This is a genomic window from Synechococcus sp. M16.1 (assembly GCF_014279895.1).
GTDB lineage: Bacteria > Cyanobacteriota > Cyanobacteriia > PCC-6307 > Cyanobiaceae > Parasynechococcus.
In genome coordinates, this window is the sequence record NZ_CP047954.1 from 40,270 (window position 1) to 53,023 (window position 12,754).

Annotated in this window: 14 protein-coding genes; 7 read left to right on the forward strand and 7 right to left on the reverse strand. The window is 62.4% G+C overall.

Annotated elements, in window-relative coordinates; all coding sequences use genetic code 11:
* Nucleotides 1-31: 31 nt before the first annotated feature.
* From guaA to mrdA, 4 genes are all read left to right on the forward strand, one after another.
* The gene (guaA, locus tag SynM161_RS00230) at nt 32-1,618 is read left to right on the forward strand and encodes a glutamine-hydrolyzing GMP synthase (protein WP_186541616.1); all 1,587 of its coding nucleotides are present in this window, start codon (nt 32-34) and stop codon (nt 1,616-1,618) included.
* A 78-nt stretch (nt 1,619-1,696) separates the two neighbouring features.
* Nucleotides 1,697-2,308 carry a hypothetical protein gene (locus SynM161_RS00235; protein ID WP_186541617.1) on the forward strand — a complete coding sequence of 204 codons (612 nt, stop codon included), beginning with the start codon at nt 1,697-1,699 and terminating at the stop codon, nt 2,306-2,308.
* A gap of 9 nt (nt 2,309-2,317) precedes the next feature.
* Nucleotides 2,318-2,701, forward strand: coding sequence for a hypothetical protein (locus SynM161_RS00240; protein ID WP_186541618.1), 384 nt, complete (start codon nt 2,318-2,320; stop codon nt 2,699-2,701).
* Nucleotides 2,698-4,485, forward strand: coding sequence for a penicillin-binding protein 2 (gene mrdA, locus SynM161_RS00245; protein WP_186541619.1), 1,788 nt, complete (start codon nt 2,698-2,700; stop codon nt 4,483-4,485). Before SynM161_RS00240 ends, mrdA begins: the two co-directional genes overlap by 4 nt.
* On the opposite strand, the gene SynM161_RS00250 is transcribed toward mrdA, so the two are convergent.
* The 4 genes from SynM161_RS00250 to SynM161_RS00265 form a co-directional block, all read right to left on the reverse strand.
* Entirely contained in the window at nt 4,482-5,627 is a 1,146-nt protein-coding gene (locus tag SynM161_RS00250) for a glycosyltransferase family 1 protein (protein ID WP_186541620.1), read from the reverse strand. The genes mrdA and SynM161_RS00250 overlap by 4 nt on opposite strands.
* Before the next feature lie 13 nt (nt 5,628-5,640).
* Nucleotides 5,641-6,837 (reverse strand): NAD-dependent epimerase/dehydratase family protein, encoded by a 1,197-nt coding sequence (locus tag SynM161_RS00255; protein ID WP_186541621.1) that lies wholly within the window; start codon nt 6,835-6,837, stop codon nt 5,641-5,643.
* A 74-nt stretch (nt 6,838-6,911) separates the two neighbouring features.
* Nucleotides 6,912-7,085 carry a photosystem II assembly protein Psb34 gene (gene psb34, locus SynM161_RS00260; protein ID WP_114988853.1) on the reverse strand — a complete coding sequence of 58 codons (174 nt, stop codon included), beginning with the start codon at nt 7,083-7,085 and terminating at the stop codon, nt 6,912-6,914.
* Nucleotides 7,086-7,177: 92 nt separating this feature from the next.
* Nucleotides 7,178-7,996, reverse strand: a complete 819-nt coding sequence (locus SynM161_RS00265) for a thiazole synthase (protein ID WP_186541622.1) — start codon at nt 7,994-7,996, stop codon at nt 7,178-7,180.
* A 51-nt stretch (nt 7,997-8,047) separates the two neighbouring features.
* Here SynM161_RS00265 and SynM161_RS00270 point away from each other — a divergent pair, with 51 nt between their 5' ends.
* Nucleotides 8,048-8,593, forward strand: a complete 546-nt coding sequence (locus SynM161_RS00270; protein WP_186541623.1) for a hypothetical protein — start codon at nt 8,048-8,050, stop codon at nt 8,591-8,593.
* Nucleotides 8,594-8,631: 38 nt separating this feature from the next.
* Here the strand turns inward: SynM161_RS00270 and SynM161_RS00275 are convergent, their stop codons facing one another.
* The 3 genes from SynM161_RS00275 to rpmI are packed head-to-tail and all read right to left on the reverse strand — an operon-like array spanning nt 8,632 to nt 9,763.
* Nucleotides 8,632-9,150 (reverse strand): tetratricopeptide repeat protein, encoded by a 519-nt coding sequence (locus SynM161_RS00275; RefSeq protein WP_186541624.1) that lies wholly within the window; start codon nt 9,148-9,150, stop codon nt 8,632-8,634.
* An 11-nt stretch (nt 9,151-9,161) separates the two neighbouring features.
* Nucleotides 9,162-9,509 (reverse strand): 50S ribosomal protein L20, encoded by a 348-nt coding sequence (gene rplT, locus SynM161_RS00280; RefSeq protein WP_011363098.1) that lies wholly within the window; start codon nt 9,507-9,509, stop codon nt 9,162-9,164.
* Nucleotides 9,510-9,565: 56 nt separating this feature from the next.
* Nucleotides 9,566-9,763 (reverse strand): 50S ribosomal protein L35, encoded by a 198-nt coding sequence (gene rpmI, locus SynM161_RS00285; protein WP_006852081.1) that lies wholly within the window; start codon nt 9,761-9,763, stop codon nt 9,566-9,568.
* 57 nt (nt 9,764-9,820) lie between these two features.
* Here rpmI and SynM161_RS00290 point away from each other — a divergent pair, with 57 nt between their 5' ends.
* Both SynM161_RS00290 and SynM161_RS00295 read left to right on the forward strand, forming a co-directional pair.
* Nucleotides 9,821-11,380 (forward strand): SpoIID/LytB domain-containing protein, encoded by a 1,560-nt coding sequence (locus SynM161_RS00290; protein WP_186541625.1) that lies wholly within the window; start codon nt 9,821-9,823, stop codon nt 11,378-11,380.
* 24 nt (nt 11,381-11,404) lie between these two features.
* Nucleotides 11,405-12,724, forward strand: coding sequence for a glycosyltransferase family 2 protein (locus SynM161_RS00295; protein ID WP_186541626.1), 1,320 nt, complete (start codon nt 11,405-11,407; stop codon nt 12,722-12,724).
* Nucleotides 12,725-12,754 lie beyond the last annotated feature (30 nt).

The following is a 12,754-nucleotide window of genomic DNA, read 5'->3' on the forward strand; positions in this document are numbered from 1 at the left end:
GCTCGTCCGCGAGCGATACCTCCCAGGAACGATGTCCCAGCCCTCGTCCGACGGTCAGCGTCAGCCGGCCATCGTCATCCTTGATTTCGGCTCCCAGTATTCGGAGCTGATCGCCCGGCGCGTGCGCGAGACCGAAGTCTTCTCGGTCGTCCTCGGTTACAGCACGTCGGCCGAGGAGCTGCGACGCATGGCTCCGAAGGGAATCATCCTCAGCGGTGGCCCAAGTTCCGTGTATGCAGAGCATGCTCCGCTCTGCGATCCCGGCATCTGGGATCTGGGCATTCCCGTGCTGGGGGTTTGCTATGGGATGCAGCTGATGGTGCAGCAGCTCGGGGGCGTTGTGGAAGCCGCCACGGGCAAGGCCGAGTACGGCAAAGCGCCCCTGGAAGTGGACGACCCCACGGACCTGCTCACCAATGTCGACAACGGTTCGACGATGTGGATGAGCCATGGCGACTCAGTGAAGGCTCTGCCCGATGGGTTTGTGCGCCTGGCCCACACCGCCAACACGCCGGAGGCGGCGGTGGCGCACCTGCAACGCAAGCTCTACGGGGTGCAATTCCACCCCGAGGTGGTCCATTCCACCTGCGGCATGGCCCTGATCCGCAATTTCGTTTATCACGTTTGCGGTTGTGATCCCGATTGGACCACCGCGGCCTTCATTGATGAGGCCGTTGGTCTGGTGCGGGAGCAGGTGGGTGACAAGCGCGTCCTGTTGGCGCTCTCCGGTGGCGTGGATTCGTCCACCCTCGCCTTCCTGCTCAAAAAGGCGATTGGTGATCAGCTCACCTGCATGTTCATCGACCAGGGCTTCATGCGGAAGGGTGAGCCCGAGTTCCTCATGGACTTCTTCGATCGGAAGTTCAACATCCATGTGGAATACATCAATGCCCGTCAGCGCTTCATCGGCAAGCTGAAGGGCATCACCGATCCGGAGGAGAAGCGCAAGATCATCGGCACCGAGTTCATCCGTGTTTTCGAAGAGGAGAGCAAACGGCTCGGACCTTTTGATTACCTGGCCCAGGGCACGCTCTATCCCGATGTGATCGAAAGCGCTGGCACCAACGTGGACCCCAAGACGGGCGAGAGGGTTGCCGTGAAGATCAAGAGTCACCACAACGTGGGCGGTCTTCCCAAAGACCTGCAGTTCAAGTTGGTGGAGCCCTTGCGCAAGCTGTTCAAGGATGAAGTGCGCAAGGTGGGACGCAGCCTTGGCCTCCCCGAGGAGATCGTGCGCCGGCATCCCTTCCCGGGGCCTGGTCTGGCCATCCGCATCTTGGGTGAAGTCACCGACGAGAAGCTGGACTGCCTGCGTGATGCCGACCTGATCGTTCGCCAGGAAATCAAGGAAGCAGGGCTGTATCACGACATCTGGCAGGCCTTCGCGGTGCTGCTGCCGGTGCGTTCGGTTGGGGTGATGGGGGACAAACGCACCTATGCCTGGCCGATCGTGCTGCGTTGTGTGTCCAGTGAGGACGGCATGACCGCCGATTGGTCCCGCCTTCCTTACGACCTGATGGAGACCCTCTCCAATCGGATCGTGAATGAGGTGAAGGGGGTGAACCGGGTGGTGCTCGACATCACCAGCAAGCCCCCCGGCACGATCGAGTGGGAATAACTCGCGGCTGACGCAGGCTGAATCACAGCTGGCGACGGCCCTGCATCACCGATACCTTGGGCCACCGGCCTTTGGGATATGACGGCGACACAACAGCAGGATGTTCAGCTGCAGCGTCGGCTGCAGCAGGACAGCATTCAGCTGGGTGGCCGCACGATCTATCTGAACCCTTTCCTCTATTGGCGGCGGTTCGACAGCAACACCGATCGCTGGCTGCGGGAGCCCGGTCAGCTGACGGAGGATCAGATCACGGCCAATCGCAGCCGTTTTTACCCCGAACTCGACTGGGGACAGCTGGATGATCACGCCACCGCAGTCCACGATGGCGCTGTGGAGATGTTCCTCAAGAGCCTGGAGCTGATCAGCACCTTCCATCCCGAACTGGGTTCCGGGCAGATGCTCGAGGTGGAACGCAAGATGACGATCACCAAGAAGCGGGCCTTCGAGCGTTGGGTGGACAAGGCGATCCGGCGGCGTCAGCGCGACGAAACCCGTGAGCACCGCCGCTTTGAGCGCAGCCGCTTCTGGCGTGCCTGGCGGGAGTGGATCCTGCTGGACACCACCCAGAAAGCCCTGGTGCCTGTGGTGATGCTGATGGTGCTCAGCGGGGTGATGGGCTGGTCCCTGGCGGTGGACCGTGCTGCTTGTCCGACATTGGCGCTTCCTTCAGGACAGACTGGGGTTCGTTGATCTGGCCCTATGGCCGCTGATTCCAACTCCGACAACCCGCTCGACCAGTTGCGTCTGTCCTTGATGCAGGACGTGCTGCCTGTGGGGCTGGCCGTGCTGGAACGGGCCCGGCAGGGCGGGCCCGGCAAGGTGGTGGAGGCGTTCATAGCCGGCTCGGAGGACCCCATCGCTGATTTGCGTCAGGAGGGTGAGCCCGTGGCGCGTGATGTGCGGGAACAGCTGGATGCCGTAAGCCCCGGGCTGGGCAATCCGGTGATGCCTGTCTCGGTTTCTGTTGATGAACCGGCAACGGTTGAACAGGACGGCCCCGATGACTTGTTGCCGACCTTGCGGCGGATCGAAGAGCGCCTCGAGGAGTTGCGCCGCCGTTTGCCAGCGCAGCAACAGGAATGACCCGTTCCGCCCAGCAGCGTCAGACCGGTCTGCGTCAGCAACCCCTGGTGCTGCTGGTGTTGGTGCTGCTGTTCTGCAGCGCCATGGTCAGCCGCCTGGTCTGGATGCAGCTGCTGGAAGGGTCGCGCTTTCGTGAATTGGCGGATGAAAATCGCATCCGTCTGGTGCCCCGCTCGCCCATTCGCGGTCGCTTGCTTGATCGCAAAGGCCGGGTGCTGGCCACCAGCAAACTCACTTACTCCCTGTACCTCGAGCCGCGTCTGGTCAGCGATGACAACTGGCCTGATCTGCGGAAACGCTTGGCACGGCTGTTGGGCCTGAAGCCTGATTTGCTCGACCAGCGCCGGAAAAAGGGCCTGGATCGGGATGGTTACCGCACCACATTGGCCCTCGATCTCAAGCCGGAACAGGTGCTGCGCTTCCGGGAACAGGCCTTGGGGTTGCGGGGTGCCCAGGTGGATGTCGACATCCTGCGCTCCTATCCCAATGGAACCCTGGCGGCCCACGCCCTCGGCTACACCCAGCCGATCACGGAAAGCGAATTTGAAATCCTGGCGGAGAAGGGATACAAGATCCGCGACCGCATTGGTCGCACCGGTGTTGAAGCGGCTTACGAGCGCCATCTGCGCGGGAAGTGGGGCGGCCAGATGCTCGAGGTGAATGCCATGGGCGAGGTCCAGCGCAACCTGGGCGATCGCCCCTCTCAAGCAGGAAAGGATCTGGTGCTCACCCTCGACCTGGATCTGCAGCGGGTGGCGGAGCAGGCGCTGGCCGACAAGCCCGGTGGCGCCGTGGTGGCGTTGGAGGCTGCAACGGGTGCCGTGTTGGCTTTGGCCAGCCGTCCCAGTTTTGATCCGAATTTCTTCTCCAAGCTGATCACCACCCAGAAGGAGTACGACGCCCTCTTCTCCAATCCGAAGAAGCCGTTGCTGTCCCGGGCCATGAATCCCTATGACCCCGGTAGCACCTGGAAGCCGGTGACGGCGATGGCGGGCATGGAGTCGGGCCAATTCCCGCCCGACACCAAGCTCCACACCAAGGCCTGCATCACCTACGGCGGCCACTGCTTCCCGGACCACAATGGCAAGGGTTTCGGCACCATCGGCTATGCCGATGCCCTGCGCCACTCGAGCAACACGTTCTTCTATCAGGTGGGCGTCGGGGTTGGGTCCCTGGCGTTGAAGCAGGCTGCTGATCAGCTTGGGTTTCAGCAGAAAACCGGCATTGAGATCGGGTGGGAAGAGAGTGTCGGGTTGGTGGGAGATGAGCCCTGGGCTGATCGTGGCCGGGGTTGGGCGGAGCCCGGAACGGTGCCCTGGATCCCTGAGGACATGGCCAGTGCCTCCATCGGCCAGTCCGTGGTGCAGATCACTCCCTTGCAGTTGGCCCGTGCCTATGCGGTGTTCGCCAATGGCGGTTGGTTGGTGACGCCGCATCTTGCCGCCGGTGACATCGACTGGCTGAGTCCGGAGCACCGCACCAAGGTGGCGATGAAGCCATCAACGTTGCAGACGATCCGGGAGGGCCTGCGCAAAGTGGTGGAGGCTGGAACTGGTGCCGGTCTCAATGGTCCGGGTATTCCTCCAGCAGCCGGCAAAACCGGGACGGCTGAAGACAGCACCGGGGGCCCTGATCATGCCTGGTTTGGCTGCTATGCCCCGTATCCCGACGGCAAGATCGTCGTGGTGGCCTTTGCCCAGAACACCCCTGGAGGGGGATCGGTTCACGCGCTGCCCATGGCTAAGAAGGTGCTGGCGGAGTGGGAGCGGACTAGGCAGCGCTAGGCAGCCGTGAGTTGAGGTGCTGACAGCACCGTGCGGTAGTAGGTCCGCAGTTGTTCGGTGGCGCCTGCCCAGCCCCAGCGCTCGGCTTCGGCGCGGGCAGCGCTGCGCAGGGCCTGGCGTTCTAGGTCGTTGCCCAGCAGGCGGCGGGTGGCTTCGATCAGGCTTGCAGCGCCACCATCGGCGCCGTCGGGTTCATAGAGGCAGCCGTTGACGCCGTCGGTGATGATGTCCGGTATGCCGCCACGGTTGGCGCCGACCACTGGACAGCCGGCTGCCATGGCTTCCAGCAGCACCAACCCCAGCGTCTCCGTGCTGGAGGGGAAGAGGAAGGCATCGCCGCTGGCGTAGGCCCCTGCCAGGTCGTCCCCGGCGAGATAGCCGATGAAGGTGGTGGCGGTTCCCTCGAAGTGCTTCTCCAGTTGTTGGCGGTGGGGACCATCGCCCACCAGGGCCAGCCGTGCATCGGGCAGGGCCTCCAGCACAGGGCGGATCCGTTCGATCTGCTTCTCCGCGGAGAGGCGGCCGACGTAGAGCAGCAGCGCACCACGGTCGTCATGGCTGCCGAGAAGCCGCTGGCGCAACTCCGCGCTGCGCAGCTCGGGACGGAACAACTCCGTGTCCACACCCCGCTGCCACAGATCAGTGTGCTGAATGCCTTTGTCGCTGAGCTCCTTCACCATGGCGGTGGAGGTGCACAGATTCAGCAGGGCCTGGTTGTGGGCGGCCTTGAGCATCTCCCAAAGGAGTGGCTCCAGCATTCCCAAGCCGTAGTGCTCGAGGTACTTGGGCAGGTGAGTGTGATAGCTCGCCACCAGAGGGATGCCTTTGTTCTTCGCGAGCCAGATGCCGCCAAGACCCAGCACCGCCGGGTTCACAACGTGGATCAGATCGGGTTGAAACACATCGATCGCTTCGGACACGGCCGGGCGAGGCAAGGCCAGTTTGAGCTCGGGATAGAGCGGCAGCGGCATCGCCGGCACGCCGATCAGGCGTGCCCCCATGTACTCCTCCGGACAGCCTTCCGGGCAGAAGACAACAACCTCATCGCCGGCGTCCACCAGATGCTTCACCGTCTTGGTCAGACGGGTGACGATGCCATCGACCTTCGGCAGGAAGGTTTCGGTGAAGAAGGCGACTTTCAAGGATCAAGCTCGATCAGGACGCGGTGCCGATGGCCTGGGCCTGGGTTTTGGTCCAGGCGGAGGTGCAGAGGATGCGATTGCGGTCGCAACGGTCGGCGTAGCGGGTGGCAATCTCCACCACTTCCTTCAGCAGGCCGTCATCGAGGGTGGTGGGGTTGAGGCCCAGCTCGATGAAGCAGCGGTTGTCCACGATTAGGTCGTTTTCAACGGCCTCGTTGCGGGGGTTGGGCAGGTTGTTGACTTGAGCGCCGGTGAGGGCGGCCACCTTCTTGGCCAGTTCACCTACTTGATGGCTTTCGGTCATCTGGTTGAAGATCTTCACCCGCTCCCCTTGTTCCGGAGGGTTCTCCAGCGCCAGCTGAACGCAGCGCACGGAATCGCGGATGTGGATGAAGGCGCGGGTCTGGCCCCCGGTTCCATGAACGGTGAGCGGATAGCCGATGGCGGCTTGCATCAGGAAGCGGTTCAGCACCGTGCCGTAATCGCCGTCGTAATCGAAGCGATTGGTGAGCCGCGGGTCACGGTCGGTGGCATCGGTGTTGGTTCCCCAAACGATGCCTTGGTGCAGGTCGGTGATGCGGACCTTGTCGTTCTTGTTGTAGTAGAGGAAGAGCAGCTGGTCGAGCGTCTTCGTCATGTGATAGACGCTGCCGGGGCTAGCCGGGTGAAGGATTTCCTCTTCGAAGCGGCTGCCGTCGGGCTGGGGCACTTCCACTTTGAGGTATCCCTCGGGGATGGTGGCGCCGCGGTGGGAGCCATAGCCGTAGACGCCCATGGTGCCCAGATGCACCACGTGGATGTCTTGACCGCTTTCAACGATGGCAGCCAGCAGGTTGTGGGTTCCGTTGACGTTGTTATCGACGGTGTAGCGCTTGGTGGCGCTGCTCTTCATCGAATAGGGGGCAGCCCGCTGTTCCGCGAAGTGCACCACGGAATCGGGGCGTTCGTCCTGAAGCAGATCCAGCAACCGCTGGTACTCATGCGCGATGTCCATGTGGACAAACCGCATCGGCTTGCCGCCAGTCTCTTCCCAGGCTTTGAGGCGCTCGCCGATGCTCACGATCGGTGTCAGCGACTCAACTTCAAGGTCAATATCGATCTTGCGGCGGCTGAGGTTGTCCACGATCAGAACTTCGTGGCCCTGATCCGCCAGGTTCACCGCACAGGGCCAGCCGCAGAAGCCGTCACCGCCGAGAACGAGAACTTTCACCCCAAACTCCTGCTGGAACGAGCATGATGCTCAGTCCTGGCAAGCTACTACAGGGATTTTCAGTGTGAACCGTCTCAGCTGATGGCAACGGTCACCGCCACCATCGCGGCAACGATCAATCCACCGCTCACCAACATCATCATTGAGCTGCGGTTGCGGCTCTGGCTGGTGGCGACGTCCATCACCTCCATGCGTGGCTCCTTGGCAAAGGCGTTGAGACGACCGCCGTCTTCCGTGGTGACCGACATGGGTCCAATGCGACTGGTCGGACCTTATGAGTCCAAATGCTCATTGCCTTCCTTTGTGAAGCAGGCTTCACCTCACTTCACGTCTCTTCACTTCATTGGGGTGACTGCACCAGGCCCGTGGTCGGTGAACTGGCAGAGGCCTGATCCCTCCGCGGCAAGCGCCCGGAGAGGTGGGCGGTCCGCCCGGCCATCACCGCCTGGCCCATGGCCTCGGCCATGGCGGCGGGGTCGCCCGCCAGGGCGATGGCGCTGTTGACCAGCACGGCATCGGCGCCCATTTCGAGGGCCTGTGCCGCCTCGCTTGGAACACCGATGCCGGCATCCACCACCACCGGAACCCCGGCGTTTTCGATGATCAAACCGATGTTGGCGGCATTGTTGAGTCCTTGACCCGAGCCGATCGGAGAGCCCAGAGGCATCACCGTGGCGCATCCGACCTCCTCCAGCCGTTTGGCCAGCAGGGGATCGGCATTGATGTAAGGCAGAACTGTGAACCCTTCCTTCACCAGTTGTTCTGCGGCGTTCAGGGTGCCGATCGGATCGGGCAGAAGATGCCGGGAGTCAGGAATCACCTCCAGCTTCACGAAGGTGTTGTCCTCCTGTCCCGCCAGCTTGGCCAGCTCCCGTCCAAGCCGTGCCACGCGCACTGCTTCTTCGGCATCGGTGCAGCCCGCAGTGTTGGGCAGCATCCAGATCCGCTGCCAATCAATGGCTTCCATCAGGCCCTCATGGCCTGCGGCCACGGTCTGTACCCGGCGCACGGCCACCGTGACCATGTCGCAGCCGGATCGTTCGATGCTCTGCTGCATCGCCGTCATGGATGGATATTTGCCGGTGCCCGTGAACAGACGGCTGTTGAACTGACGCCCGCCAATGGTCAGGGGGTCGGAGTTGGGGGAGGGCGAATCCATGACGCGTCTGAGCAAAAGGGCCTACCGTTCCTCCATCATCCATCGTCTTCCATGCCGTTCCTGCTTGCCATGGATCTCCCGGCTGGCAGCCAGGTGCCGTTCCAGACCAATCCCCAGTTGCCTCTGGATCCGATTCAGTTGGCGGTTCCACTGGAGCTCAAGGAACTCGATGTGGAGAGTTTCGATCCAGTCGCGCGCGCTGCAGAGCTGGCGGAATCCCTGCCCCGTCAATGGTGTGGCACATTTGAGCCCTTCGATGGCAATCCCACCGTCGATGTCACGTTGGACATCACCCAGATGACGGCGATGGGCCAGATGGTGGATCTTCGGGGAACGATGACCCTTGGTTCCGTCACCACACCGGTTCAAGGCAATCTCCATGCCAAGTCAGATCAGCTGGATCTCATCCCTTTGGCGGAATCTCTGATTGCGGGAGTTGAACCTGGCGGCGTCTTCCTCGGCTTGCAAATGTTCAGTCCCACCAGCTGGCAGGCGCCTCGATTGATCAACGTGGCCGACCCCAGCACAGGAGTGGGTGGACGCTTGGCGATAGTCGCAAGCTGCCAGGAAGAACCACCGGTTCAGCCGCTTTGGTGACCACAATTTTTTGAAGTGGCTAATTCATCTGAAAGAACTCAGCCGTTTCGACGTTTGAGTTTTTTCAGTCCTTTCTTTGCGGTGGTGTTGTCGGGTTCCAGTTGAAGTGTCTGTTCGTAGAGGGAAATCGCTTCAGCGTCCTTCTGCAGCTTCTCCTGAGCAAAAGCCAGGTTGTTGAGGGCGACGGGGTAGTCCGCTTTCGCCTTCAGAGCAAGTCTGTAGTGCTTGGTGGCACCGGAGTAATCCTTTTGTGCTGCCAAAGCAAAGCCGAGCGCGTTTTCGATCAGCGCACGGGCTTCATCCGGCTCACCACTCAGGCGTTTCAGTGCCTGCTTCAAGGTGGCAGCCGCCTGCGGGTACAACCGCTTGCGCAACTGAACGGATCCGAGTTCGTAGAGGTCTGACGCCTGTCGTGACGAGGCCGTTTCGGATTTCTCGAGCTCGATCAGGCGTGCTTCATCGCGACGCACACGAAAAAATTGTCGGCCCACCACTACCGCAACGATGGCAAGCAGGCCGACCAGGCCCAGCAGGTAGGTCTGGGGCAGCAGGTTCACGGTTGGGAAATTCAGCTCTTGGCTGCAGCCACGACGTTGGTGAAGCTGCCGGGGTCAACAACTGCCAGCTGAGCCAGCATCTTGCGGTTCAGGCGCACATCGGCCTTCTTGAGACCACCCATCAGACGGCTGTAGCTCACACCATTGAGGCGGGCAGCGGCGTTGATGCGGGCAATCCAGAGGCGACGGAAATCGCGCTTGCGACGACGACGATCCCGGTAGGCATTGCAGAGGGCTTTCATCACCCGCTGGTTTGCTGTACGGAACAGGGTTCCGTTGCCACCACGGAAGCCACGGGCCAGCCGCAGGATCTTGTTGCGGCGTTTACGGGCGACGTTGCCTCTCTTGACGCGGGCCATGAGGTTGGAAGGGTTGGATCAGGTCTTGTTGAACGGTCTCGTCTGAGCAGCTGTGCTCAGGCGTAGGGCATCATCAGGGTCACGCGCTCTTCATCGGTGCGGTCCACCACGGCCTTGGTGGCCAGATGACGCTTCTGCTTGGGCGTTTTGTGGTCCAGCAGGTGGTTCCGGAAAGCGCGTCGACGCAGAAATTTGCCAGTGCCGGTCGCTTTGAACCGCTTCGCGGCAGCTTTGCGGGTCTTCAGCTTGGGCATTGGTCTGCTCGTTCGGACACAAACGACAACAATACGTCCCGACGTGCCCCCCCCTGAATGATTCGGTTCCTGACGCTCACATTGCTGCTTTGCGTGGGCCTGGGCTGCCGCGCCCGTGAGCAGGGTGATGGCCTGCAATCCGCCGTGTCTGAGCCCCCGGTGGTGGAACCGGTTCAGCGGGCGACGCACCGTTCCGTCGCTGACCCACCGCGGGTTGAAGGTCATGAACCGGTGCTTTGGGTGGCCTTGGCGGATCATCTCGGTGCTGCGGAAACAGCAGCTCCTTTGAATCTGCGTGCCTTTGCTGGCTCGCTCAGCCTTCGCGATGCCACCGGGGAGCAAGGCATTGATTCAGGGTTCGTGATCAGCTGGCGCAGTGTTGCCAAGGCCCGTCCGCTCAAGTTGGCCCGCCGGATTGCAGGTCCCTACGCCAGCTTTGAGTCGGCGGACCGTGTCGCCTCCCGTTGGCGTGCTTTGGGGGTTGCGGCCGAGGTCGCCCATCCCAAGGAGTGGGAGGTGTGGGCGCCGGAGGGTTCGCCTGTTCCCGACGGTCTGGCCGTGCGCGATTGGCAAGGCACCGTCACCAGCACCGTCGAACCGGTGTTGCAGACGTCGGCGAGGGGACGCCCCCTGCATGGACCTGTCTTGATTGAGGCCTCGGATGGGTTGCTCTGGGCTGGTGGACGTTTTGAGGGGCCCTTCCGCTTGCAACGGGATGCCTACGGCAGCTGGACGCTGGTGGAGCAGGTGCCGGTGGAGCGCTACCTCGAGGGGGTGGTGCCCCACGAGATCGGTGCGGGTTCACCGATGGCGGCGTTGCAGGCCCAGACCGTTCTGGCGCGCACCTGGGCTCTGGCTAACAGCCATCGCTTCAGCATTGATGGCTATCACCTCTGCAGCGACACCCAGTGTCAGGTCTACAGCGATCCCCGCCATGCGGGATCTGCTGTGCGCGAGGCGATTGCATCCACCCAGGGCAAGTTGCTCAGCCTGAACAACCGGCCAATCAGCGCGGTGTATCACGCCACCAATGGCGGGGTGATGGCTGCCGGGCCGGAAGCCTGGGCCATGCAGCCCACCACCTATCTGCGTGCGAAGCCGGATGGGGATGAGCGCTGGCGCAACCGTCATCCCTTGCCCCTGCAGCAGCGCAAGGCGGTGGAAGCGTTGCTGGCGGATCGCAGCGGGGCCTTTGGCCAGCGCCACCCCCGCTTCCGCTGGACTCGAATCCTTTCGGGTCCGACCTTGCGTCAGGCCCTCGGAGCCGCCGCAGACCCGCTGGTTTCGCCTTTGCAATTGAAGGTGCTGGAGCGGGGTGCCAGCGGCCGGGTGCTGGCCTTGCAGATCTCAGGCAGCAGCGACGCCGCTCCGGTCATCCTCAGGTTGGATGCCATTCGTCGCACCCTTCGCACCCTGCCCAGCACTTTGTTCGTCTTGGAGCCTCAGGGGGCCGAACGGTGGTTGGTGGTGGGCGGTGGCTTCGGCCATGGGGCCGGTTTGTCGCAGGCTGGAGCCATTGATCTGGCCTGGCGAGGCTGGCCTGTGGAGCGGATCCTGAGCCATTACTACCCAGGGACTGTCTACGGCCCACTCTCAACACTGGTGCAGTCCCCTTAAAGTCCTTCCCACCTGGGCAGCTGGATGAGCTCGAACGCCACATCGGGTGATCACCGTCGGGTGAAATCGGCAGCGTTCCTGTTCGCCTGTGGATGTGCTGGTGCCGCTCCCCACTGGCTCGACCCCGCCCGTTCACTCTGGCCCGCCATCAGCCTTGCCTTGATGCTTGGAGGCTATGGCCTCCGTTCCGTCATGCGTGGGCAGCTGACGCGTGGGTCATCGGAGTCCGTACCAGCGATCGATCCGGCCAAACTTCCCAGCCTTGATGTGGTGGTGGCGGCCCGCGATGAAGAGGCGGTGGTGCCCCGTTTGGTGGAACGGCTCACATCTCTTCGTTATCCGTCCGGCCAACTCACCACCTGGGTGATCGACGACGGCAGTCTTGATCGAACCTCTGAGCTGCTGGACGATCTGGCCAGCCAGCACCCTGAGCTGAACGTGATCCATCGCCAGCGCAATGCCGGTGGGGGCAAGTCGGGTGCGCTCAACACCGCTTTGGGCTGCCTCAAAGGTGAGTGGCTGCTGGTGCTTGATGCGGATGCTCAGTTGCAGGATGACTTGCTCGAGCGCCTTGTTCCCTACGCCGTGGAGGGTGGCTGGTCGGCGGTGCAGCTGCGCAAGGCCGTGATTGATGCCGATCGCAATTGGTTGACCCGATCCCAGGCGATGGAGATGGCTCTGGATGCGGTGATCCAGTCGGGCCGACTGGCCAATGGAGGCTTGGCCGAACTGCGGGGGAACGGACAGCTGATCAAGCGCTCCGTGCTCGAGTCCAGTGGTGGTTTCAACGAAGACACCGTCACCGATGACCTGGATCTCAGCTTCCGCCTGCTGACCCATGGGGCCTTGGTGGGATTGTTGTGGGACCCTCCGGTCCAGGAAGAGGCTGTTCCTGGTCTCCATGCCCTGTGGAAACAACGGCAGCGCTGGGCGGAAGGCGGATTGCAGCGCTTCTTTGATTACTGGCCGGTGCTGACCTCGGCCCAGCTCAGTCTTCGCCAGCGTTGGGATTTGACGGCCTTTTTTCTGCTCCAGTACGCCCTGCCGGTGGTGTCCTTCGCCGATCTGAGCACGGCTCTGATCACCCAAAGCCTGCCGGTCTACTGGCCCTTGTCTGTGGTGGCCTTCAGCGTTTCGGGTCTGGCTTACTGGCGCGGCTGTCGTGGTGGCAGCGAAGGGCCGGAGATCCCCTCAGCGAGCCTGGCCAATCTCCTTGTGGCGATCGCCTACCTCGGCCACTGGTTTGTGGTGATTCCCTGGGTGACTCTGCGGATGTCACTGCTCCCCAAACGCTTGGTCTGGGCCAAAACCAGCCATGGTCAGGAGCATCCGGTTCAGGCCTGAGGTTGTTGCCTGTTGAACGGCATGACCGGG

Coding starts and splice junctions, on each gene's coding strand:
- guaA (WP_186541616.1), top strand. CDS start 32: ATGTCCCAGCCCTCGTCCGACGGTCAGCGTCAGCCGGCCATCGTCATC.
- SynM161_RS00235 (WP_186541617.1), top strand. CDS start 1,697: ATGACGGCGACACAACAGCAGGATGTTCAGCTGCAGCGTCGGCTGCAG.
- SynM161_RS00240 (WP_186541618.1), top strand. CDS start 2,318: ATGGCCGCTGATTCCAACTCCGACAACCCGCTCGACCAGTTGCGTCTG.
- mrdA (WP_186541619.1), top strand. CDS start 2,698: ATGACCCGTTCCGCCCAGCAGCGTCAGACCGGTCTGCGTCAGCAACCC.
- psb34 (WP_114988853.1), bottom strand. CDS start 7,085: ATGTCGGTCACCACGGAAGACGGCGGTCGTCTCAACGCCTTTGCCAAG.
- SynM161_RS00265 (WP_186541622.1), bottom strand. CDS start 7,996: ATGGATTCGCCCTCCCCCAACTCCGACCCCCTGACCATTGGCGGGCGT.
- SynM161_RS00270 (WP_186541623.1), top strand. CDS start 8,048: ATGCCGTTCCTGCTTGCCATGGATCTCCCGGCTGGCAGCCAGGTGCCG.
- rplT (WP_011363098.1), bottom strand. CDS start 9,509: ATGGCCCGCGTCAAGAGAGGCAACGTCGCCCGTAAACGCCGCAACAAG.
- rpmI (WP_006852081.1), bottom strand. CDS start 9,763: ATGCCCAAGCTGAAGACCCGCAAAGCTGCCGCGAAGCGGTTCAAAGCG.
- SynM161_RS00290 (WP_186541625.1), top strand. CDS start 9,821: ATGATTCGGTTCCTGACGCTCACATTGCTGCTTTGCGTGGGCCTGGGC.
- SynM161_RS00295 (WP_186541626.1), top strand. CDS start 11,405: ATGAGCTCGAACGCCACATCGGGTGATCACCGTCGGGTGAAATCGGCA.